This is a genomic window from Lentzea sp. NPDC006480, from assembly GCF_040611995.1.
Classification (GTDB): domain Bacteria; phylum Actinomycetota; class Actinomycetes; order Mycobacteriales; family Pseudonocardiaceae; genus Lentzea.
In genome coordinates, this window is the sequence record NZ_JBEXPJ010000038.1 from 17585 (window position 1) to 38709 (window position 21125).

The 21125-nt window shown below is 68.6% G+C and carries 25 protein-coding genes and 1 tRNA gene; 14 read left to right on the forward strand and 12 right to left on the reverse strand.

The window, feature by feature from the left end:
- The first annotated feature begins 17 nt into the window (after nucleotides 1–17).
- Nucleotides 18–440: an HIT domain-containing protein gene (locus ABZX92_RS17470; protein WP_355559886.1), complete on the forward strand. Its 423-nt coding sequence runs from the start codon at nucleotides 18–20 to the stop codon at nucleotides 438–440.
- Here ABZX92_RS17470 and ABZX92_RS17475 read toward each other — a convergent pair.
- Both ABZX92_RS17475 and ABZX92_RS17480 read right to left on the reverse strand, forming a co-directional pair.
- Nucleotides 437–1327: a Gfo/Idh/MocA family oxidoreductase gene (locus tag ABZX92_RS17475; RefSeq protein WP_355559889.1), complete on the reverse strand. Its 891-nt coding sequence runs from the start codon at nucleotides 1325–1327 to the stop codon at nucleotides 437–439. The two genes, ABZX92_RS17470 and ABZX92_RS17475, sit on opposite strands and share 4 nt — an antisense overlap.
- Nucleotides 1328–1341: 14 nt before the next feature.
- Nucleotides 1342–1698 (reverse strand): hypothetical protein, encoded by a 357-nt coding sequence (locus tag ABZX92_RS17480; protein WP_355559892.1) that lies wholly within the window; start codon nucleotides 1696–1698, stop codon nucleotides 1342–1344.
- A gap of 39 nt (nucleotides 1699–1737) precedes the next feature.
- Between ABZX92_RS17480 and ABZX92_RS17485 the strand changes: the two genes are divergently transcribed.
- Entirely contained in the window at nucleotides 1738–2532 is a 795-nt protein-coding gene (locus ABZX92_RS17485) for an NUDIX hydrolase (protein WP_355559894.1), read from the forward strand.
- The gene (locus ABZX92_RS17490; protein ID WP_355559897.1) at nucleotides 2529–3335 is read left to right on the forward strand and encodes an MBL fold metallo-hydrolase; all 807 of its coding nucleotides are present in this window, start codon (nucleotides 2529–2531) and stop codon (nucleotides 3333–3335) included. Before ABZX92_RS17485 ends, ABZX92_RS17490 begins: the two co-directional genes overlap by 4 nt.
- Here ABZX92_RS17490 and ABZX92_RS17495 read toward each other — a convergent pair.
- From ABZX92_RS17495 to ABZX92_RS17510, 4 genes are read right to left on the reverse strand one after another with little or no spacing between them, the layout of a single operon-like run.
- On the reverse strand, nucleotides 3329–4483 hold the full coding sequence (locus ABZX92_RS17495) for a hypothetical protein (RefSeq protein ID WP_355559900.1): 1155 nt from the start codon (nucleotides 4481–4483) through the stop codon (nucleotides 3329–3331). The genes ABZX92_RS17490 and ABZX92_RS17495 overlap by 7 nt on opposite strands.
- Nucleotides 4484–4494: 11 nt before the next feature.
- Nucleotides 4495–5097 (reverse strand): hypothetical protein, encoded by a 603-nt coding sequence (locus ABZX92_RS17500; protein ID WP_045311610.1) that lies wholly within the window; start codon nucleotides 5095–5097, stop codon nucleotides 4495–4497.
- A gap of 1 nt (nucleotide 5098) precedes the next feature.
- Nucleotides 5099–5554: a RidA family protein gene (locus ABZX92_RS17505; RefSeq protein WP_355559903.1), complete on the reverse strand. Its 456-nt coding sequence runs from the start codon at nucleotides 5552–5554 to the stop codon at nucleotides 5099–5101.
- Complete coding sequence (locus ABZX92_RS17510) at nucleotides 5551–5706, reverse strand: DUF4177 domain-containing protein (RefSeq protein ID WP_355559906.1); 156 nt, start codon at nucleotides 5704–5706, stop codon at nucleotides 5551–5553. Before ABZX92_RS17510 ends, ABZX92_RS17505 begins: the two co-directional genes overlap by 4 nt.
- Before the next feature lie 68 nt (nucleotides 5707–5774).
- Here ABZX92_RS17510 and ABZX92_RS17515 point away from each other — a divergent pair, with 68 nt between their 5' ends.
- From ABZX92_RS17515 to ABZX92_RS17525, 3 genes are read left to right on the forward strand one after another with little or no spacing between them, the layout of a single operon-like run.
- Nucleotides 5775–6026, forward strand: coding sequence for a hypothetical protein (locus ABZX92_RS17515; RefSeq protein ID WP_355559909.1), 252 nt, complete (start codon nucleotides 5775–5777; stop codon nucleotides 6024–6026).
- 44 nt (nucleotides 6027–6070) lie between these two features.
- Nucleotides 6071–7063 carry an ArsA-related P-loop ATPase gene (locus ABZX92_RS17520; protein WP_355559911.1) on the forward strand — a complete coding sequence of 331 codons (993 nt, stop codon included), beginning with the start codon at nucleotides 6071–6073 and terminating at the stop codon, nucleotides 7061–7063.
- Complete coding sequence (locus ABZX92_RS17525; protein ID WP_355559914.1) at nucleotides 7060–8187, forward strand: ArsA-related P-loop ATPase; 1128 nt, start codon at nucleotides 7060–7062, stop codon at nucleotides 8185–8187. The genes ABZX92_RS17520 and ABZX92_RS17525 overlap by 4 nt, the downstream gene beginning before the upstream one ends.
- A 3-nt stretch (nucleotides 8188–8190) precedes the next feature.
- Here ABZX92_RS17525 and ABZX92_RS17530 read toward each other — a convergent pair whose 3' ends face one another.
- Nucleotides 8191–8481, reverse strand: a complete 291-nt coding sequence (locus tag ABZX92_RS17530; protein WP_109630938.1) for a WhiB family transcriptional regulator — start codon at nucleotides 8479–8481, stop codon at nucleotides 8191–8193.
- Nucleotides 8482–8718: 237 nt separating this feature from the next.
- Here ABZX92_RS17530 and ABZX92_RS17535 point away from each other — a divergent pair, with 237 nt between their 5' ends.
- A complete protein-coding gene (locus ABZX92_RS17535) occupies nucleotides 8719–11172 on the forward strand; it encodes a penicillin-binding protein (RefSeq protein ID WP_355559917.1) in 2454 nt (817 codons plus the stop codon).
- Here ABZX92_RS17535 and ABZX92_RS17540 read toward each other — a convergent pair.
- Complete coding sequence (locus tag ABZX92_RS17540; RefSeq protein ID WP_355559920.1) at nucleotides 11169–11816, reverse strand: GntR family transcriptional regulator; 648 nt, start codon at nucleotides 11814–11816, stop codon at nucleotides 11169–11171. The two genes, ABZX92_RS17535 and ABZX92_RS17540, sit on opposite strands and share 4 nt — an antisense overlap.
- Before the next feature lie 53 nt (nucleotides 11817–11869).
- Between ABZX92_RS17540 and ABZX92_RS17545 the strand changes: the two genes are divergently transcribed.
- On the forward strand, nucleotides 11870–12574 hold the full coding sequence (locus ABZX92_RS17545) for an HAD-IA family hydrolase (RefSeq protein ID WP_355559923.1): 705 nt from the start codon (nucleotides 11870–11872) through the stop codon (nucleotides 12572–12574).
- Between the two features lie 41 nt (nucleotides 12575–12615).
- Here the strand turns inward: ABZX92_RS17545 and ABZX92_RS17550 are convergent, their stop codons facing one another.
- Entirely contained in the window at nucleotides 12616–13086 is a 471-nt protein-coding gene (locus ABZX92_RS17550) for a GatB/YqeY domain-containing protein (RefSeq protein WP_355559926.1), read from the reverse strand.
- 68 nt (nucleotides 13087–13154) lie between these two features.
- Between ABZX92_RS17550 and ABZX92_RS17555 the strand changes: the two genes are divergently transcribed.
- Entirely contained in the window at nucleotides 13155–14108 is a 954-nt protein-coding gene (locus ABZX92_RS17555; protein ID WP_355559928.1) for a metallophosphoesterase, read from the forward strand.
- Between the two features lie 19 nt (nucleotides 14109–14127).
- Nucleotides 14128–14201: transfer RNA gene (locus ABZX92_RS17560), tRNA-Pro, on the forward strand.
- A 111-nt stretch (nucleotides 14202–14312) separates the two neighbouring features.
- On the opposite strand, the gene ABZX92_RS17565 is transcribed toward ABZX92_RS17560, so the two are convergent.
- Nucleotides 14313–15257, reverse strand: a complete 945-nt coding sequence (locus ABZX92_RS17565; RefSeq protein WP_355559930.1) for a DMT family transporter — start codon at nucleotides 15255–15257, stop codon at nucleotides 14313–14315.
- Nucleotides 15258–15617: 360 nt separating this feature from the next.
- On the opposite strand from ABZX92_RS17565, the gene ABZX92_RS17570 reads away from it, so the two are divergent.
- Nucleotides 15618–15842: a hypothetical protein gene (locus ABZX92_RS17570; RefSeq protein WP_355559932.1), complete on the forward strand. Its 225-nt coding sequence runs from the start codon at nucleotides 15618–15620 to the stop codon at nucleotides 15840–15842.
- A gap of 41 nt (nucleotides 15843–15883) precedes the next feature.
- Here ABZX92_RS17570 and ABZX92_RS17575 read toward each other — a convergent pair whose 3' ends face one another.
- The gene (locus ABZX92_RS17575) at nucleotides 15884–16363 is read right to left on the reverse strand and encodes a GAF domain-containing protein (protein WP_355559934.1); all 480 of its coding nucleotides are present in this window, start codon (nucleotides 16361–16363) and stop codon (nucleotides 15884–15886) included.
- Between the two features lie 152 nt (nucleotides 16364–16515).
- Between ABZX92_RS17575 and ABZX92_RS17580 the strand changes: the two genes are divergently transcribed.
- Complete coding sequence (locus tag ABZX92_RS17580; protein ID WP_355559936.1) at nucleotides 16516–17268, forward strand: heparin lyase I family protein; 753 nt, start codon at nucleotides 16516–16518, stop codon at nucleotides 17266–17268.
- Here ABZX92_RS17580 and ABZX92_RS17585 read toward each other — a convergent pair.
- Nucleotides 17247–17714: a DUF3291 domain-containing protein gene (locus ABZX92_RS17585; RefSeq protein ID WP_355559939.1), complete on the reverse strand. Its 468-nt coding sequence runs from the start codon at nucleotides 17712–17714 to the stop codon at nucleotides 17247–17249. The two genes, ABZX92_RS17580 and ABZX92_RS17585, sit on opposite strands and share 22 nt — an antisense overlap.
- A gap of 42 nt (nucleotides 17715–17756) precedes the next feature.
- Here ABZX92_RS17585 and ABZX92_RS17590 point away from each other — a divergent pair, with 42 nt between their 5' ends.
- Both ABZX92_RS17590 and ABZX92_RS17595 read left to right on the forward strand, forming a co-directional pair.
- Nucleotides 17757–19568 carry a prolyl oligopeptidase family serine peptidase gene (locus tag ABZX92_RS17590; RefSeq protein WP_355559942.1) on the forward strand — a complete coding sequence of 604 codons (1812 nt, stop codon included), beginning with the start codon at nucleotides 17757–17759 and terminating at the stop codon, nucleotides 19566–19568.
- A gap of 39 nt (nucleotides 19569–19607) precedes the next feature.
- Nucleotides 19608–21113 (forward strand): trypsin-like peptidase domain-containing protein, encoded by a 1506-nt coding sequence (locus tag ABZX92_RS17595; RefSeq protein ID WP_355559944.1) that lies wholly within the window; start codon nucleotides 19608–19610, stop codon nucleotides 21111–21113.
- Nucleotides 21114–21125 lie beyond the last annotated feature (12 nt).

A 21125-nucleotide genomic window follows, 5' to 3' on the forward strand; every position in this document is an offset into this window, starting at 1 on the left:
TGGAACGGAGCGCAAGCATGTCGTCTCAGCGGGTGACGGAAGGATGCCTGATCTGCGCCAAGCACCAGGGTTCGGGGCCGCTGGTCGGCCCAGTGGTGTTCACCGACGACCTGGTCGTCGTGTCGCACCAGCCTGGTTCGGTACTGGGACATCTGTTCGTGGAGACGCGGCGGCACGTCGCGACTTTGGATTTGCTGACAGTCGCCGAAGCCGAGGCGGTGGCTCGGGCTGTGCGCCTGGTGGCGGTGGGTTTGCGCGCGGAGTTGGATCCCGAGTTCGTGTTCTCGGCTGTGGTGGGGCGAGCGGTGGCGCACTTCCACCAGCACGTGTTCGCGCGGCATCGAGGCACGCCGGAAGAGCTGCCGTGGGACGAGGACTGGGCTGGGGCGCCGACGGGTGACGCCGGCGCCTTCAGCACGAACCTTCGCGGGTACTTCTAGCTTTCGGCCTTGCGCCTCGCGAGATCGATGATCCGTTGCAGGTGCAGGCCGCGGCGCACGTCGCATTCGTGGGTCGTGGTGCCGCTGTGCACCATGGCCACGAAGTCGTCGAGCAGGTTGGTGAAGCAGTCCAGAGCAGGGGTGTCGCGGTTGGACAGCGTTCGGTGCCCGTTGGTTCCGAAGACGGTGATGTCCGCGAAAGGTGGTTGCATTGGCAACGACAGGCAGAGCGAGACGGTGCTGGTGGCGCCGCCCGCGTGCTGCAGGATCAGCTGCCAAAGCCCGGTCTCGGACACGTGGGCGGCGATCACGTCGGTGATCTCGCCGAGGGCCGCGTCGAGCAGGTCGAACGCGTGCGGGCCGACGTCGTCCAGTGCGCCCTTCTCGTGGCGCCACGGGGAGTTCGAGAACGGGCCGTCCAGCAGGGCGCCCGCGAGCCAGCGGCTGTCGGCTCCGGTCCAGCCGCCCGTGCGGTGCAGCTGGGCCAGCATCTCCTTGGTCTCCGGGGCGTAGCGGCGGGTCAGCACGACCAGGGACGCGACACCCGCTTCCTCCACGGCCGAAACCAGCTCGGCAGCGACGGGAACCGACGCGGCGATCGGCTTCTCCAGGACGAGGTGCTTGCCGGCACGAGCGGCCTCGATCGCCATCGGGCCCTGCACGTCCGGCGGCACGCAGAACGCCACGGCGTCCACAGTGGACAGCATCGAGGCGTAGTCCTCGAACGGTTCCGCGCCGTGGGCCGAAGCCAGCGAAGCAGCGGCCTCCGGGCGGCGCGCCCACACACCGGTCAGCGTCGTGCCGGGGTGGTTCGCGATGCCGGGGGCGTGGATCATCTCGGCCCACGGGCCCGCACCGACAAGTCCTACGCGCAGCTGTTCGTCCACTCGCACATCCTGCCTCAGGAGTAACTGGCCTTGGGGACGAAGATCTCGCCCCCGTTGTCGAACTTCAGGCGCACGCCGTCGGAGGAGACCTCGCGGTCCGGGTCGTGTTCCCAGCCGTTGGGCACGGTCACCACGTGGCCGCGGTCAGCGGAAGGGCCCAGCCAGATCTCGTAGTAGGTGCCGCCAACGAGCCGGGAAACTTCCTTCACGTACACGCCGGGCGCGGTGGAGGTCGGATCGACGCTGATCACGGTCGTGCGATCCGGCACGAACATCACCACGCCGGCCACCGCGGTCATGCCGGTGCCCAGGATCGCTCCGAGCAGGAACAGCAGGATCTTCACCAGGCAGCCGGAGACGTTCGTCGCCATCACACCATCCTCGGGTAAGCGCGGTCGTACGCTCGGAGAATGCCCGACGACATGACCTTGCCGGGAAACCTGGTACCCGCCTCGCCGGTCGCGAAACCCGCCGAGCCCCGCGATGCCGTCACCGTGGTGCTGCTCAGGGACGCCGAAGAGGGTCTCGAAGCGTTCCTGCTGCGCCGCGTGAAGGGCATGGCGTTCGCGGGCGGCATGACCGTCTTCCCCGGTGGCGGCGTGGACCAACGCGACGCCGACACGTCCGTCGCGTGGGCCGGACCTCCACCGCAGTGGTGGGGCGAGGTCTTCGGCGTGGACGCCGCGACGGCCCGCGCGTTCGTCTGCGCGGCTGTCCGCGAAACCTTCGAGGAGTCCGGCGTTCTGCTCGCGGGCCCCGACAGCTCGTCGGTCGTCGCGGACACCAGGGCCTACGCCACCGCACGCCAGCAGCTGGTCGACCGCGAAATTTCGCTGGCCCAGTTCCTCGCGAACGAGGGCCTGGTCCTGCGCGCGGATCTCCTGCGCCCGTGGGCGAACTGGGTCACGCCGCTCGAAGAACCCCGCCGCTACGACACCCGCTTCTTCGTCGCCGCGCTGCCGACCGGCCAACGCGCGGACGGCGAGACCACCGAGGCGTCCGACGCGAGCTGGCAGACCCCTCAAGAGGCCATCCAGGACGCCCAGGACGGCCGCCGCATGCTCATGCCGCCGACCTGGCGCACCCTCGACGAGGTCGGCGCACTCGGCAGCGTCGAGAAGATCATGGCCGAGGAGCGCAGCGTCGAGAAGATCATCCCCAAGCTGATCCGCGACGGCGACACGATCCGGGTGGTGTTCCAGTGAGCGGCTCCCCGCTGATCGGCGCCCGTGCCGCGCACCCGAGGTACGGCGAGCTTCGTCAGGTGACCGAACACGCCGCCGTGCTGCTGGCCGACAACCCGAGCCCGATGACGCTCGACGGCACCAACACGTGGCTGCTCAAGGCCCCGGACGCCGCGGAGTTCGTCGTCATCGACCCAGGGCCGCTCGACCACGCCCATCTGAAGCGGATCGCCGCGCACGGCCCGATCACCGAGATCCTGCTGACCCACGGCCACCCGGACCACTCCGAGGGCGCGCGGGAGTTCGCTGAACTGGTCAACGCCCCGGTGCGCGCGCTCGACCCGACGTTCACCTACGGCTCAGAAGGCCTGACGAACGGCGACGTGATCACGAGCGCGGGCCTGGAACTCCGCGTTCTCGGCACGCCGGGCCACACCAGCGACTCGCTGTGCTTCGTGATCGACGGCGAGGCGGTGCTGACCGGCGACACCGTCCTGGGCCGCGGCACCACGATCGTCGCCCACCCGGACGGCAAGCTCGGCGACTACTTCGAGTCCCTCAAAAAACTCGCCGAACTCCCGGAGAACACCGCGGTCCTGCCCGGCCACGGCCCTGAGCTCGCAGACGCCGGCGAGGCAGCGCGGATGTACCTGGCCCACCGCACCCAGCGGCTGGAACAGGTCCGCGAAGCCGTGGAGCAGCTGGGCGGCGCACCGACCCCGCGCCAGGTCGTCGAGATCGTCTACGCGGACGTCGACAGGGTGCTGTGGCCCGCCGCGGAGTGGTCCGTGCGGGCCCAGCTGGAGTACCTGCGCAACTACTGAGGCTGGTGCCCGTTGTTGGACGTGCCGAACGCCGACTGACGCGCCGAGGACCGGTCGATCTGCCAGCGACCGGTGTCGGTCGCCTTCGCCCCGGTCTGCTCCCGCTGCGCCAGCTCCTCGTGCAGCTGCTGCAGCAGCGCGCGCTCCCGTTCGCTCAGGTTCGCGTCGACGGACGACGGCTCAGCCGGTTCCTCCGCCAGCGCGGCCTGCAGGGCGGCCAGCTCGTCCGGCTTCAGCTCCGTGGTCACCTCGGCCCGGTTGATCGGCATGGGCTCCGGCAGGGCCTCGATCTCCGGCTCGGCCGGGGCCATCGAGATCCGCTTCACGGGCTTCGGCGGGAACGGCTGCGAGCCCTCCAGCGCCGTGGTGTTGTTCGTGCGGGTGCGACGTGAGCCGGTCTTCTCCTCCACTGGCTCCGGCGCCGGTGTCGGCTCGGCCACCGGCGCCGGAGCGGGAAGTTCTTCGGACTGGTCGAACCAGGTCGCGGGCGGCTCGTGGGCCATCGCCGGAGCGCTGGGCGGCGGAGGCGGCGCCGAGACGGGTGCTCCCGAGATCGGCACCGCACGCGACGCCGTCACCGCGGAGGCGTGGTAGTCGCTGAGCTGCGTGCCGACGGTCAGGACCTCGACGGCGGCCCGGATGCCGGCCTTGCGCAGCACCGCGTCGATTCGGTACGAGGTCGCGGGCGCGAAGCCCTGCGGACCGATGTCCACGAGCACCACGCGCTGCGGCAGCGGGCCCGGGGTGGAGCCCGCCGGGGACGAACGCCAGACGCAGCGCACAGAACGGATGTCCGGCAGCACCGACACCGCTCGGGTCAGGACGCCCGAGAGGTCCGCGGCCGGGTCGTGCTCGGCGGTGAAGCGGTGGCGCACGAACGGCAGCACCTCGACGACCGGCAGCCGGTCGGTCAGGGCGGCGTCGGAACGCACCTCGTGCAGCGCCCACGTGATGGCTGCCCGCTCGTCCGGCAGCACCGGGATGCTGCCCGCGAGAAGCGTGCCGACGAGCAGCTCGACCGCCCGGTCGAGCTCTCCCACCGCGAGGAACTCTCGTGCCTGCGACAGGGCGTCGTCGTCAACGCGCCCGGCCATCGACAGCAGGAGATCGTGGAGACGGACCGGCAGGCCGACACCGTCGTTCGTCACGTCAACTCTCCTTAGCTGAGCACCAGGTGCTCCTCGGACTCGGCGCCGGCGCACACCAGCTCCGATGCCGCCAACGCCGCCCGGTGGTAGGGCGGAAGGTCCAGACCGGACGGCACGACCTCCACACAGGGATCGTGTTCGCCCAATGCCCGCAGCACGCGCTGCAACTCGCCGGTCAGCCGGGCGTGGCCGGTGGTGGCGGCTACCAGCAGGACGCGGTTGATCCCGGAGGGACCGATGCGCCAGCAGGAGCGAACCTCACCGACCCCGTGCCGGCCTCGCAGCGTGGCACCGAGCACGACGGTCGCGGAATCCCCCATCGGCACCCGATCGGGTGATTCCGGGGAGAAGGTGTAGTCGGTGGGTGGCAGTTCGTCCAGCCCTTTGACCGAACTGACAGCACCGGGTTCCGCTCCATAGGGCACCAGCGCGTCCTGCAAAAGGCGCAGTTCATGATCAGTCAGAGGGATGCGTCCGTGCAGCAGAGTGCGCGGCAAAGACCGCGCCAGCACCGCATACGCGTCCGAGGCCGCCCAGTCCCGGTACCGCCACAGCAGGTCGTCCGGAAGGCGTCCGGCGAGCCGCAGCAGCAGTTCGTGGCACGTGTCCGACATGTCACACCTCGACGATCAGTTCGATCTCCACCGGAGCGCCGATCGGCAGCTCGGCCACCCCCACGGCCGACCGGGCGTGCTTGCCCGCGTCACCGAAGATCTCGCCGAGCAGCTCCGAGGCACCGTTCACGACACCCGGCTGGCCGGTGAAGCCCTCGGCGGAGGCTACGAAACCGACAACTTTCACGACTCGCTTGATCGAGTCAATCCCCACGAGCGCGTGGACCGCGGCGAGTGCGTTGAGGATGCAGGTCGCGGCGTACTGCTTGGCCTCCTCCGGGGAGACCTCGGCGCCGACCTTGCCGGTGGCGGGCAGCTGGCCGTCGACGAACGGCAGCTGGCCGGAGGTGAAGACCCAGGAACCGCTCTGCGTGGCCGGCACGTAGGCGGCCAGCGGGGCGGCGACGCCGGGCAGCTCGATGCCGAGCTCCTTCAGGCGGGTGCTCCAGGTGCTCATGCCTTCTCCCGCTTCAGGTACGCGACGTGCTGCTCACCGGTCGGGTTCGTCAGCACGGTGACCAGCTCCCAGCCGTCCTCGCCCCACTGGTCGAGGATCTGCTTCGTGGCGTGGATCAACAACGGCACGGTCGCGTACTCCCACTTCGTCATGCGCGGAGCCTAACTTGCCACCCGATCGCCCTATGCGTGGTTCCGTCCGTTCGGACTACCTTGATCACATGGAGACGTGGCGGATCATCGCTACCAGCCTGTTCGGGGTGGGTGGGCTGGTGATGGTGCTCGTCGCCATGGCGCAGGTGCGTGATCGCAAGCACAGTCACCACGCGGACGTCGTCAAGGCGGGCCTGATCGGGCTCGTGGTCGTGGGCGTCATCACGGTCAGCATCGCGCTGTGGCTGCCGTCGGTCGTCTCCTGGGCGTTGGTCGCCGCAACCGCGATGGCCGTCTTCTTCCTCACCATGATGGATTGACCGACCAATCCACCTTCGACCGATTTCACACCTAGTCTGGAGGTGTGACGTCGTGGACCGAGGAGCTGACCCGAGCCCGCCTGCACGTGGTCTCCGGCAAGGGCGGCACCGGGAAGACCACGATCGCCGCCGCGCTCGCACTGGCGCTCGCCACCGGTGGCCGCCGGGTGCTGCTGATCGAGGTCGAGGGTCGTCAGGGCATCGCCCAGCTCTTCGACCGCGCCCCGCTGCCGTACTCCGAGGAACGGATCGCGTCCGCTCCGGGTGGCGGTGAGGTGCACGCGCTCGCGATCGACGCCGAGGCCGCGCTGCTGGAGTACCTGGCGATGTTCTACAACCTCGGCTTCGCTGGCCGGACGCTGCGCAAGATGGGCGCGATCGAGTTCGCCACGACGCTCGCCCCCGGCCTGCGGGACGTCCTGCTGACCGGCAAGGTCAAGGAGTGCGTCAACCGCACCGGCAAGGACGGCCGCCACCTCTACGACGCGGTGGTGCTGGACGCGCCGCCGACCGGGCGCGTGGTCAAGTTCCTGGACGTCACGAAGGCCATGGCCGACCTCGCGAAGGTCGGTCCGATCAAGGGGCAGAGCGACGGCGTGGTGCGGTTGCTGCACTCCGGCGACACCGCGGTGCACCTGGTGGCGCTGCTGGAGGAGATGCCGGTGCGCGAGACCCTGGACGCGGTCTCCGAGCTGGACGGCGCGGACCTGCGGCCGGGCGCGGTGCTGGTCAACCGGGTCCACCCGGCGCGGCTGCCCGCCCGTTCCGTCCCGGTCGCCGCCGAGGGCCGGGTCGACTCGTCCCGGGTGCTCGCCGGGCTGAAGGCCGCCGGGCTGGAGCTCGACGAGTTCACGCTCGAAGGTTTGGTCGACGAGACGGTGGAGCACGCCATCCGGGTGCAGTCACAACAAGAAGCGATGGAACTGCTCAGTGAGTCCGACCTGCCGACGCTCGAACTGCCGGAGCTGACCGACGGGGTGGACGTGGCCGCGCTGTACGAGCTGGCCGAGGTGCTGGTCGCGGCAGGTGTGCGGTGACCGAGAAGCTCGACTTCGACCCGTTGCTCGACGACCCGGCGACCCGAGTGCTGGTCTGCTGCGGCTCCGGTGGCGTCGGCAAGACCACGACGGCGGCGGCGCTGGCGTTGCGGGCGGCCGAACGAGGCCGGCGCGTCGTCGTGCTGACGATCGACCCGGCGCGGCGGCTCGCGCAGTCGCTGGGCCTGCGGGAACTGGACAACCACCCGCGCGAGGTCGTCGTCGAGGGCTTCGAGCCCAAGGGCGAGCTGTTCGCGATGATGCTGGACATGCGTCGCACGTTCGACGACATGGTGCTCACCCACGCGGGCCGCGACCGGGCCGACCAGATCCTGTCGAACCCCTTCTACCAGACCATTTCCTCGTCGTTCTCCGGCACGCAGGAGTACATGGCGATGGAGAAGCTGGGCCAGCTGGTGGCGCAGGACGAGTGGGACCTGATCATCGTCGACACCCCGCCGTCGCGGTCGGCGCTCGACTTCCTGGACGCGCCCCAGCGGCTGTCGACGGTGCTCGACGGCAGGTTCATCCGCATGCTCTCGGCACCCGCGCGAGCGAGCGGCCGCGGGCTGCTCAAGATCGTCGGAACCGGTTTCAGCCTTTTCACACGTGCTGTGTCGACGATCGTCGGCGGCCAGCTGTTGCAGGACGCGTCAACTTTCGTTCAGGCGTTCGACAGCATGTTCGGCGGATTCCGCGAACGCGCTCAGCGCACGTACGAGCTGCTCCGCTCACCGGGCACCGGCTTTGTCGTGGTGGCGGCGGCGGAACCGGACGCAATGCGCGAAGCGAGCTATTTCGTTGAGCGGCTCAGCGCGGAGAACATGCCGTTGTGCGGGCTCGTCGCGAACAGGACTCATCCCGTCATCGCGACGGACCTGCCCGCGGCCAACGCGCTCGCCGCGGCGGACGATCTGGACCGCTCCGGCGACGCGCCGCTCGCGGCGGCGGTGCTCAGGCTGCATGCGGACCGGGTAGCAGTCGCCGATCGGGAAAGGCGGCTGCTGGCCCGGTTCACACGTGCTCACCCCGCTGTGGCGCTGGTCGGCGTGCCCGCGTTGCCCGCGGACGTGCACGACCTGGACGGCCTCCGAGAGATAGGCCGGCGCCTCGCCGGGGAGTAGCCGTTACCCGACTCGGGTGTCTTCGAGGTGCTCTTGACGTGCGTTGTCGAGCAGCTCGAACCACGAGTCGACGTCCGGACGGCGGCGCAGCAGAGCACGGCGTTCGCGCTCGGTCATGCCTCCCCAGACCCCGAACTCGATCCTGTTGTCCAGCGCTTCCGCCAAGCATTCCATGCGAACTGGGCAACCCAGGCACACGAGCTTCGCCTTGCGCTGCTCCGCACCTCGGACGAAGAGCTGATCCGGCTCCTCATCTCGGCACGAAGCGTTGATACGCCAATCCCCCTGGTTCATATCCCCCACTCCTCAGTGCTGTCCAAATGTGGAAATCCGCCACACCCCTGCCACGGATGCCGTAGCGTTCGAGCCACGGCTGCATTCCTTGGACGTTGACGGACTGTAGTGCCGTTCGGTTCCACGTCCAACCCTGGGCCACCGAGTTGTTACCTGTCTTGCGTATGTCTACTCATGCTGAGTAACGGCCCTTACTGATCACCTTCACCCGTTCGTGTACGGCGTACGCTGACCCGCGTGCGAGTCAGGAATGGCGTGCTCAAGATGCTCGGCCTGTGCCTGCTGGCTGGGGTTCTCCTCGCCGGCATGCTGTTCCCCGTCGTGGGCGCGACAGGCCTCGTGTCGAACCGAGCCAGCGACACCGTGGACAGCATCTCCGCCGACCTCGTGACGACGGACCCACCGTTGATCACCACGGTCACCGACAAGGACGGGCTGCCGATCGCCTACCTGTTCGACCAGTACAGAGTCCTGACACCGCCCGAGAAGATCTCGCCGACCATGAAGGCGGCGCTGATCTCGGTCGAGGACCGCCGGTTCTACGAGCACCAGGGCGTGGACTGGAAGGGGACCATCCGCGCCGGGCTGACGAACCAGGTCAGCGGCTCGGTGTCGCAGGGCGCGTCCACGCTGACCCAGCAGTACGTGAAGAACTACCTGGTGCACGTCGTGGCCAGGAACAACAAGCTGGAGCAGGCCAAGGCGCAGGAGCAGACCATCGCGCGCAAGATGCGCGAGGCCCGGATCTCCTTGCAGCTGGAGCGAAAGCTCGGCAAGGAGGAGATCCTCGCCAGGTACCTGAACGTCGTGCCATTCGGTTCGACGATTTACGGCATCGCGGCGGCGTCGCAGGCTTACTTCGGCACCACTCCCGACAAGTTGACGGTTCCTCAAGCCGCGATGCTCGCGGGAATGGTGAACAGTCCGTCAGCACTCGACCCCGAAGCGTATCCGGACAAAGCGCTGGAGCGGCGCAACAAAGTGATCGACAGGATGGTCGAGAACGACAAGCTCTCGCGCGATGCCGGTGAGGCCGCGAAGAAGGAAGGACTGGGGCTGCAGAACCCCGTTCGCACGCCTCCGAACGGTTGTGTCGGTGCCGGTCCGGAAAACGGTTTCTTCTGCTCGTACGTCGTGAACTACTTGCAGCGCGCGGGTTTCAGCGAGGAGCAGCTGCGCACCGGCGGCTACACCATTCAGACCACTTTGGACAGAACGGTCACCTCGCAGGCGAAGGCGGCGGCCGAGGCGGGCGTGGCCAAGAACAACGACGGCATCGCGAACACGATGGCCGTCGTGAAGCCCGGCAAGGAGCGCCACGAGGTGCTGGCGCTGGTCGCGAACCGCGACTACGGCCTGAAGGCGGACCAGAACCAGACGACGTTCGACCTGCCCAGCGGCGTGGAGAACAAGTTCGGCGCCGGATCGGTCTACAAGGTCTTCACGGCCGCGGCGGCGCTGGAGAAGGGCATGGGCATCGAGAACGTCATGGCGACGCCCACCCACCACGTCTCCAAGGTCTTCAAGGGTGGTGCGCAGCGCTGCCCGAGCACCGGTGAGCCCGGCACCCGCTGGTACTGCCTGTCGAACTTCGACGGCAGCTACCCGTCGTCGATGACGATGCAGCAGGCCCTCGCGACCTCGCCGAACACCGGGTTCGTGATCCTGGAGGAGCAGACCGGCATGGACGCGGTCGTCGACATGGCGTCGCGCCTCGGCATGCGCGAGACGATGGCGACGAACCTGCAGGGCACCCGGCCGGACCCGAAGGCCAAGGACAAGCAGAACCGCATCTCGCAGACCGAGTTCTACAAGCAGAACGGCGGCAACGCCTCCTTCACGCTGTCGCCCGCACCGGTGTCCACTCTGGAGCTGGCCAACGTGGCGGCGACCATCGTGAGCGGCGGCAAGTGGTGCCCGCCTACGCCCATCGCCAAGGTGCTCGACCGCAACCAGAAAGCCGTGCCGCTCAACGAGGCGCCGTGCGAGCAGGTCGTGGCGGAGGGCCTGGCGAACGGTCTCGCCACCGGCATGAGCAAGGACGATCAGGGCAACGGCACCGCCGCGGCCGCCGCCCGTGCCGCCAAGTGGACCCGCCCGATGATCGCCAAGACGGGCACCACCGAGGAGTACAAGTCGGCGGCGTTCATCGGTGCGACCCCGGACTTCGCGGGCGCCGTGCAGACGTTCAACGACGGCACCTCGCCACGCCCGATCTGCCTGGCCGGCGCCGGTCAGCCGCGGTTGTGCGGCGGCGGCAACATCTTCGGCGGCACGATCCCGGCCAAGACCTGGTTCGACACGATGACGAAGGTGCACGGGTCGATCCCGGTGTCGAACCTGCCCCCGGTCGAGCCCCGCTACCTCAAGGGCGGCAAGGAGATCCAGATTCCGGACGTGGTGGGTCGCCAGGCCAACGACGCGACCCGGATCCTGGAGCAGGCCGGGTACAAGGTGAGCCAGTCGACGGTCAACTCCGAGCAGCCGAAGGGCACGGTCGTGAGCCAGACGCCGCGCGGCAACGCGTTGCGCGGCACGATCGTCACGCTCTCGGTGAGCTCGGGCTACGTGCCGCCGCCGGTCGCGACCGAGCCGTCGAACAGCAACCCGAACCAACCGCCGGCCAACCCCGGTAACCCGAACGAGCCACCACCGATCACGATTCCGACCGAGCCTGGCGAACCGCGCTAGAGCATGGCATTGAGGCGCTGCACGCTGGCGTCGATGTGCTTTCGGATCTCGGCGACCGCCCTGTCGCGGTCGCCGGATCTGATCGCGTCGAGGATCACCTGGTGTTCGGCCACGACCTCCTCCGGCTTCTCCTCCTTGGTGAGCACGGTGAGGTAGAAGCGCAGCTCCTTGGTCAGGCCGGCGAAGAACTCGTCCAGGCGTGAGCTGTCGAGCAGCGCGACGATCTTCTGGTGGAAGACCAGGTCCTTGTCGACGATCTGGCTCGTGTCGTTCGTCCTCGTGGCCTCTACGAGCTCGTCGAACGCGGTGGTGATCGCTGCCAGCTGCTCCGGGCGTGGCGTGCGGGCCGCCGCGGCCGTTTCGAGGCGTTCGCGGGCGGTGTAGAGGGCCTCGACGTTCTCTTTCGTCGGGGCGATGACGACGGCGCCGCGGTTGACCTCGTAGCGCACGAGACCGGTCAGCTCCAGGATGCGGACGGCCTCGCGGATGGTGTTGCGCGCGACGCCCAGCTCGGCTGCGATCGCGCTCTCCCTGAGCCTGTCACCAGGGCCGAAAGCGCCGGCCATGATCCGTTCGGAGAGGCCGTCGGCGAGCTGCTGGGCCGTGGTGGTGCGGCGCACTTCGAGGCCGTCGAGGGCGGACATGTGGTCAGTTTAACTGCTTGCCCTACAGTTGAACTGTACTACAGTTTGCTCTCATGGACCTCACCAAGTTCCAGGCGCTCAGCTTCGACTGCTACGGCACGCTCATCGACTGGGAGAGCGGGCTCGCCGCGGTGCTCTCGCCTTGGGCGCGCTCCGAGGGGCTCTCGCTGTCCGACGAGGAGCTGCTGCTCGCCTACAGCACGCACGAGGCGGCCGTGGAGGCGGAGACTTTCAGGCTGTACCCGGACGTGCTCGCCGAGGCGTTCCGGCGGACTGGTGCTCAGCTGGGACGCCCGGTGAGCGCCGAGTGGGCCGCGCGGCTCGGTGCGTCCGTGCCGGACTGGCCCGCGTTCCCCGACTCGACGGACGCGTTGGCGCGCCTGGCTTCCCGCTACCAGTTGATCATTCTGTCCAATGTGCACCGCGCCGGGTTCGCGGGCAGCAACAAGTGGTTGCGCGGCGACTTCGCGGCGATCATCACGGCGGAGGACGTCGGCGGGTACAAGCCCGCGGAGAACCACTTCCGGGCGTTGGACACCACACTCGACTCGTTGGGCATCGAGCGCTCCGGGCTGCTGCACGTGGCGCAGAGCCTGTTCCACGACCACGTTCCGGCCCGGCGCGAAGGGTTGCCGTCCGTGTGGATCAACCGGCGGCGCGACAAGCCGGGCTGGGGTGCGACGCCGCAGCCGTCCGGGGACTTCAGCTACGACCTGGAGTTCGGGTCGATGGGCGAGTTCGCGGACGCCGCGGTCTAGTGATGTGGGTGCCGCAGCGGTTTCGCCGCTGCGGCACAACGTCAGTTCGCGAGCTTGGCCTTCACCGCGGCGGCGACACGACCACCTTCGGCACGCCCGGCCACCTCGGCGTTGACGGCCTTCATGACCTGGCCCATCTGCTTCTGCCCCGGCGTCTCACCGAGCTGCTCGGCGACGGCCGCGTAGGCCTTGTCCACAATGGACGCCAGCTCGGCGTCGTCGAGCTGCTTCGGGAGGTAGACCTCCAGCACGGCGAGCTCCTGGCGCTCCAGGTCGGCCTTCTCGGCCCGGCCGGCACCGTCGAAGGCCTCCGCGGCCTCCTTGCGCTTCTTCGCCTCGCGCGCGAGCACCTTCACGACCTCGTCGTCACTCAGCTCGCGAGCCTGCTTGCCCGAGACCTCTTCGTTCGTGACCGCCGTGAGCGCCATGCGCAACGCACCGGCCGTGACCGTCTCCCTGGCCTTCATCGCCACAGTCAGGTCGTTCTGCAGCCGCGCCTTCAACTCCGCCATGGCGCAGAACGGTACCGCCCGCAGGATGCCGCGCCGATCGAGTTAACCGCCTTCCGTACCCTTGACACGTGAACAAGCTCGGCCGAGCCCTCCTCGCCACGACCGCTCTAGGCGCAGCAACCGTCGCGTACGCGGCGGGAATCGAGAGAAGGCACTGGACTCTGCGCACCGCGACGGTGCCGGTCCTGTCGCCCGGCTCGCGCCCGATCCGTGTGCTGCACATCTCAGACCTGCACATGACGCCGAACCAGGTGTCGAAGCAGCGCTGGGTCGCCTCCCTGGCCGACCTGAACCCGGACTTCGTGGTCAACACGGGCGACAACCTCGCACACAAGGACGCCGTCCCCGGCGTGCTGCGCGCACTCGGCCCGTTGCTCGACAAGCCGGGCGTGTTCGTGTTCGGCAGCAACGACTACTACGCGCCGCGCCTGAAGAACCCGGTGCGCTACCTGCTGCCGTCCGCCAAGACCAAGCGCATCCACGGCGTGACGCTGCCGTGGCGCGACCTCCGCGCGGGCATGATCGAGCGCGGCTGGCTGGATCTGACCCACGTGCGCCGCCACATCGAGGTCGGCGGCCAGACGATCTTCGCCGCCGGCCTGGACGACCCGCACCTGAAGCGCGACCGCTACGCCGACATCGCGGGCGAGCCGGACCACTCCGCGGCTCTGCGGCTGGGCGTCACGCACTCGCCCGAGCCACGTGTGCTGGATCCCTTCGCCGCGGACGGCTACGACTTCGTGATGGCCGGGCACACCCACGGCGGACAGCTGCGCGTGCCTTTCTACGGCGCTCTGGTGACCAACTGCGAACTGGACCGCGGCCGTGCGCGCGGGGTTTCGCGCTGGGGCTCGCACATGTGGATGAACGTTTCCGCCGGGATGGGCACTTCGCCGTACGCGCCGGTGCGGTTCTGCTGCCCTCCGGAGGCTTCCCTGCTGACACTGGTTCCGCGGCCCGTCACGCCTGGTCAGGGGCGAAACGAGGGGGTCCGATTCGGAGCTGGGGCGGACATGATGTAGAGTTCTACTCGTTCCCAGCCGGGGTGTGGCGCAGCTTGGTAGCGCGCTTCGTTCGGGACGAAGAGGTCGCAGGTTCAAATCCTGTCACCCCGATTGAAATAACACAGATCAGCCCCTGTTCACATCCAATGTGGACAGGGGCTGATTTGTGTTTTACGGCCTTTCCGGGCCGTTGTGGGAAAGATTGGGGAGAACAACTCCCGGTCATCGGTGCGCCGGGCGGCGTTGGGCCAGGACGACGCCGGCGATGATGATGGCTCCGCCCAGGGGTTCGTTCCAGTGCAGCGCCTCGCCGAGGACGACGACGCCCAGGACGACACCGACGACGGGGGCGAGGTAGGTCACGGTGGAGGCGCTGGTCGCGCCCCAGCCGGCGACGACGTTGGTGTTCCACACGTAGGCCAGCCCTGTCCCGACGACGCCCAGGACGCCCACGGCGGCGAGGACGACCCAGCTCCAGGCGGCGGGGGTGGCGATCCAGGCGGGCGCCAGGACGAGCATGATCGTCGCGGCCAGGCCGACCTGGACGGCGGCGACCGGAACCGCGTTCAGCCCACGCGGTGACACGAACCGGCGCAAGTACACGAAGGCCAGGCCGTAGCTGAGGGTCGCGAGCAGACAGGCCAGCTGGGCCACGGCGCCGCCACCGAGCAGGATCCGCCAGGGGGCGAGCACGATCAGGACGCCGAGGAAGCCGACGGCGAGCCCGATGAGCTTGGTGCGCGTGGGCCGTTCAGCCGGGAGGGCGGCGAGCGCGACGAGGGCGGTCATCAGCGGAGTGGTGGCGTTGTAGATGCTGGCCAGTCCGGAGTCGATGTGTTGTTCGGCCCAGGCGAACAGGGTGAACGGGACGACGCACAACACCACCGCGACCACGGCCAGGTGTGCCCACACGATCGGCTCGCGCGGCAGGCGTTGGCGGCTGAGAGCGGCGACGACGCCGAGAGCGAGTGCGCCGGTGATCAGGCGGCCCGCGACCACCTGCAGCGGGGTCAGGCCCTGCAGACCGAGCTTGATGAGCAGGAAGCTCGATCCCCAGGCGATCGCGAGCAGCACGAACTGGCTCACCACTCGTGCGGATCGAGCTGACTGGTGCGGAGGCTTGGCGGGCACGCTGGGCGCGATCCCGGGGCGCGTTCGGTCGGGCACGTGTTCAGGGTGGCGGTGCGGGGGCCTGGCACGCTGGCGGCAATCGGCCATGAGGCTCACGAGCGGACGTACCACGATCCAGCCAGGGTCGGATGGCGGTGACATTCACGCGAAAGGTCACTGCCATTCGCTAATACCACCCGATCGTGTGGTCTGGCTCGACACGGGCGGCCGTAACGGTCACCGTGTTGATATGACGCAGCGCCACCATTCCGCACCAAACTATACGGAACGTGCACGTAGCGTTAACCCTTACGAGTGAAGGTTGACGGTTCAACTCACGGTGCGTAACGGCTGTCTTGATCCAAACGACGAAGGCAGTGGTTCGGCACTCGTTGGAAAAGTCGGGAGATGCTTGTGATGGACTCCGCCGCCGCCAAACCTGTCCATAGGTCGTGGATCGTCATAGCCGCCAAGTCCATTGTGGTGCTTCAGGCACTGGCGATCGTCTACATGCTCACGTCGGTCTGGATCGCGGCTGCAGTGGCAGCAGGGTTCGTCGTCGTGATGACCGCGATCAAGGCGTTGTCGCGGGCGGGCAAGCAGGTCGACCAGATCTTCGAGGAAGAGCTCGGCCGGCAATGAGATCGGCCGCATGCCGACTCGCGTGTCCGAAGCCGCAGCGTCTAGCTGAAGAAGCCTCGCGCGGGCAGGCCCTCCGGGAAGCGTTCCAGTGCGGCACCGGCTTCCAGGGCCAGCGTCTCGAGAGCCATGGTCTCGGCGAGCGTCGCGGTGTGCGGAATGGCCCAGTAGCAGCCGATCGCGCCGATTGGTTCGGGGCGCAGGATCGGAGCCATCACCAGGCTTCGGACGAACGTCGGGCGATACGCTTCCTGAGGAATCCTCGCGTCAAAGCGAATGTCCCGGATCGCGACGGTCTGGCGGTTCAGCATCGCCCAGCCGCTGATGCAGTTCACCGCGGGGAAGCGCTGGCCCTTCCACAACGGGCTCATCGAGTCCTCGTCCGCGTAGTAGCAGAGATCGCCGTCCAGCAGCACCAACGTGGCGCCGTGAGCAGCCAGCGAGGAACGGGCCGTGGTGCGGACGATCCGTTGCACTTCCTCCAACGTGGCAGCCCCGGCGAGGCGTTCCATCGTTTCGGACATGTATCAACATTAACTCGCGCCGGGCCGTAGACCTAGATATTCCGGAGGCCGCGGAAACCTGGCGCGATCAATTGATCGTCGTTAGTGTGCGAATCACGCCGCAGACATCCGATCTATGCCTTCGCCGCGGGCGTTGCACAGAAGGAGATCTGATGCGCGCACATTGGGCGCTGACCGCAACGATCATTGCCGCGTTGATCACCCCGGCTCCGGCACAGGCCGCGAACGTGTTGTGGGAAGCCGATCCCGCGAAGGGCCCGGCCGCCGTGTTCGACGGGCTGGAGCAGGATCCGGGCAGCATCACCACCGCCAGCGACCCGAAGTACGGGGCCTCGATCAAGTACGAGACGTGGGACTGGAACAACGGCAAGGAACGCTGCGAGAGCCGGGGCATGCGCAAGAACGGGGCGCCGTACCGGATCGGGAGTGCCGACGTCGGCAAGGTCTTCTACTTCGGCTGGCGGGCGAAGTGGGACGTCAACCCCAACGGCGGCCACTGGATCTCGGTCTACCAGCTGCACATCTCGGGGGAGAGCGGGTCGCAGCCGCAGTCCGGGCCGTTCGTGCTGCGGACTCTGGGCGACGGCAAGCTCAGCTTCCAGCTCACCTCGCCGAGCGGCGGCACCAAGCACATCTGGACCGTGCCGTTCCCGACCGGGCAGTGGAACGACTGGGTGATCGGCTTCAAGCTCAGCCGCGGCAACGACGGCTGGGTCGAGCTCTACCGCAACGGCGTGCAGCAGACGTTCGACAACGGGCAGAAGCGGTACGCGGGCGCGACGCTGTGGGGCACGCACGTCAACACCAAGTGGGGTGTCTACCGGTCGGGCCCCAACAGCGGGCGCGCCACGGCCTGGCTCAACAGCGCCAAGCTCGGCACCAGCTACGCGGACGTCGCGCCGTAGCTGTCTTTGAGCGTGAACACGTGTGACGACGGGCCGTGCGTGCGCAGGTGCACCAGCCGTTCCTCGGCCTCGGCGACCGACGGCCGGTGACCCGCGGGCACCCACCACAGCGCCGTCATCGCCTCGACCGGGTGGTGGAACCACTTGCGCCGGCCTCGCAGCACGGACCGGTGGGCGTCGCCGTAGACGTAGGCCAGCAACGTCTCCGGCGACTCCCACACGGACATGTTCACGATCAGCCAGCCGTCGTCGAAGACGGGGATCGCGGTCGCGTCGCCCGCCTCGCTCTGCAGCCGCCAGCGGAAGCCCGGCGCGGCGTCCGCGACCGCGTTCACCTCGTCGAGGGCGTCGACGAACTCCTTGAGCTGCGGACTGTCGAGCGGTGCGAGCAGCCGCGAGATGTTGACCTGGGCCAGTTCCGTCGCCCCGTGTGGTGGTTGTGTCATTTCGAATCCCCCTAGAACCACCGGTGACTCTAGTGTTGAGGCGTGACAACGCACCCTGCTCCGAACGTTCCGGACCAGCTCTTCGACGATCCGGCCGCCGAGACCCGGTGGCGCGAGCGGTTCACCGCTCCCCGGATGAGCCTGCCCGGCTGGGCCGACGACGCACCGGACCGCACGCTGTACGTCTCCAACGCGAGCGGCGTCTGGGAGATCTACGCCTGGGACCGCGCGACGAACGAGCACCGCAAGGTCACGGACCGCCCGAACGGCACCTCGCACGGCACGCTGAACCCGGACGGCACCGAGATCTGGTGGTTCGACGACCACGACGGTGACGAGTTCGGCGTCTGGGTGCGCGAGCCGTTCGCCGCGGACGGCAGCAAGGCCGAGCCCGCGCTTCCGGACGTCCACGCCGGTTACCCCGCCGGGCTCGAGCTCGGCCGGGACGTGGTCGCGGTGGCCGCGTCGACCGATGACGGCACCACGGTGTGGCTGTCGCGCAACGGCAGCTCCGAGGTGATCTACCAGCACGTCAACGACGCCGGCGTGACCGCGCTGTCGAAGGACGAGTCGCTGGTCGTGATCGCACACTCCGAGCACGGCGACAACCGGCACATGGCGCTGCGCGCGCTCAACGCCGCCGATGGTGCCGTGGTCGCCGAGAAGTGGGACGGCAAGGGCCTCGGCCTGGACGCGATCTCGTTCAGCCCGGTGCGCGGTGACCAGCGGCTGCTGGTGTTGCACGAGCGCCGCGGCCGCGAGGAGCTGCTGGTCTGGGACGTCGCCACCGACACCGAGCAGGAGATCGTGCTCGACCTGCCGGGCGAGGTCGCCGCCGACTGGTACCCGGACGCGTCCGCGTTGCTGATCGTGCACACCCATCACGCGCGCAACACCGTGCACCGCTACGACCTCGCGACCGGTGAGCTGTCCACTCTGGACACCGCGCCCGGCGTGATCGGCTCGGCGGGCGTGCGTCCGGACGGCACCGTCGAGTACTCGTGGTCGTCCGCCGAGAAGTCCACGGTGATCCGCGCGCTGGCGACCGACGGCACCGAGAGCGTGCTGGTCGAGCCGCAGGGTGCGAAGCCCGCGACGTCGTCGAAGCTCGAGGACGTGTTCGTCGGCGAGGTGCACGCGCTGGTCTCGAAGCCCGCCGGCGAGGGACCGTTCCCGACCGTGTTCATGATCCACGGCGGGCCGCACTCGTCCGACGAGGACCGCTTCTCCGCCTACCGCGCGGTGTGGCTGGACGCCGGGTTCGCGACCGTGCACGTGAACTACCGCGGCTCCAGCGGCTACGGCTCGAAGTGGCGGGACGCCATCGAGGGCAGGCCGGGCCTGACCGAGCTGGAGGACATCGCCGCCGTGCACGACTGGGCGGTCGAGTCCGGGCTCACCGATCCGTCGAAGTCGGTGCTCAGCGGTGCGAGCTGGGGCGGCTACCTGACGTTGCTCGGCATCGGGGTGCAGCCGGAACGCTGGACCGTCGGCATCGCGGGCGTCCCGGTGGCCGACTACTTCGCCGCGTACGAGGACGAGATGGAGCCGCTGCGGGCGTTCGACCGGGCGTTGTTCGGCGGCTCGCCGGAGGAGCTGCCCGAGCTGTACCGCGAATGCTCGCCGCTCACCTACGTCGACCAGGTGACCGCGCCGGTGCTGGTGCTCGCGGGTGAGAACGACCCGCGCTGCCCGATCCGGCAGATCGACAACTACCTCGACGCGCTCGCGGCTCGTGGTCACGCCTACGAGATGTACCGCTACGACGCGGGCCACGGTTCGCTGGTCGTCGCCGAGACGATGCGGCAGACGGCGGCCGAGGTCGACTTCGCCAGGCGTCATCTCGCGCAATAGTCAGGGAAATGTCACCAGCGCGACCATAGAGTCCGCCCCATGAGGAAAGCTCACTGGGGAGCGGCTCTCGCGCTGGTGGCATTTTTGCTACCGGTGCACGCCGCAGAAGCCGCAACACCGCAAAGCCAGGTCACCACGCCGAGGGCCGAGGTCGGGGCGCTGTCCGAAGGCAGCGACCCCACCGGCCACGGCTGCACCGGCAGCGTCGTCAGCAGCCCGCGTGGCAACGTGATCGTGACGGCCGCGCACTGCGTCCACGGCAGGCGCAACATCTTCTTCACGCCCGGCTACCACGACGGACAGGCGCCGTACGGGACGTGGCAGTCGGCGACGATCCACATCGACCCCGGCTACGAGACGAACAGCGACATCAACGGCGCCGGTTCGCCGTACGACTACGCGTTCGTCGTGTTGCAGCCGCGCAACGGCAAGAACATCGCCGAGGTGACCGGGTCGCTCAACCTGCACGTCGACGCGACGCTGCCCGCCGCCATGACGGTCTACGGCTACCCGTCCGGCAAGCACAAGCCGTACCTGTGCGACAGCACCGCCTCGCGTGACGGCCAGTACTGGGAAACGTTGCAGTGCCTCGGCATTCCCAACGGGTTCAGCGGCGGCCCGTGGGTGCTGCGCGGCACGAAGGAACTGATCGGCGTCATCGGCGGCAAGGGGCAGAACCTGCCGCCCACCGACCCGCGCAACTACAGCGTCCGCTTCGACGGCCGCGTCAAGGCGTTGTACGACAAGGCGGTCGCGGCGCCGGTGCCGCCGGGCGACGGCAACCTCGGCTACCCGCTCGGCGACGGTTCGACGTGGAAGCACGCCCAGCTGATCACCTCCGGCCGCTTCACCGGCAGCACGCAACAGGACATGGTCGTCCGGTGGAGCGACGGCGAGGTGACGCTCTACCACGGTGGTTCGAGCAGCGACCCGCAGAAGCCGTTCACCGGTGAGACCCAACTGGCGGCACCGCAGAGCATCTGGACGCACGCCAAGGGCATCGCGACCGTCAACAACGGGCTCGTGGTCACGTGGGACGACGGCGAAGTCACCTACTACGGGTCCGTCGACAAGAACGGCTTCCACAACGAGGTCCAGCTCGCCGCGCCCAACGACCTGTGGAAGGACCACGCCTCCTACATCGCCGGGCTCGGCGGCGACCTCGTGGTGGTGTGGAACGACGGCGAAACCACGCTCTACAGCGGCATCGCGGGCAACGGGCTCGGTTCCGAACGCCAGCTCGCCGCGCCCAAGAGCATCTGGACGCACGCCCAGACGATCTCCGGCGGCAACTGGACCGGCTCCGGCACGCCCGATCTGCTCGTTCGGTGGAGCGACGGCGAGTTCACCATCTACGGCGACGTCGCGACCAGCAACCTGAGCCAGGAACGCCAGGTCCAGGCACCGAACGACCTGTGGACCCACGCCACGGTCACGGCCGGGCGCGATCACGGCATCGTCGTGCGGTGGAGCGACGGCGAGGTCAGCTACTACCCGGACGTCGACGGGCAGCTGCACCGCGAAATCCAGCTCGTCGCGCCGTAACCAGCCGAAAAC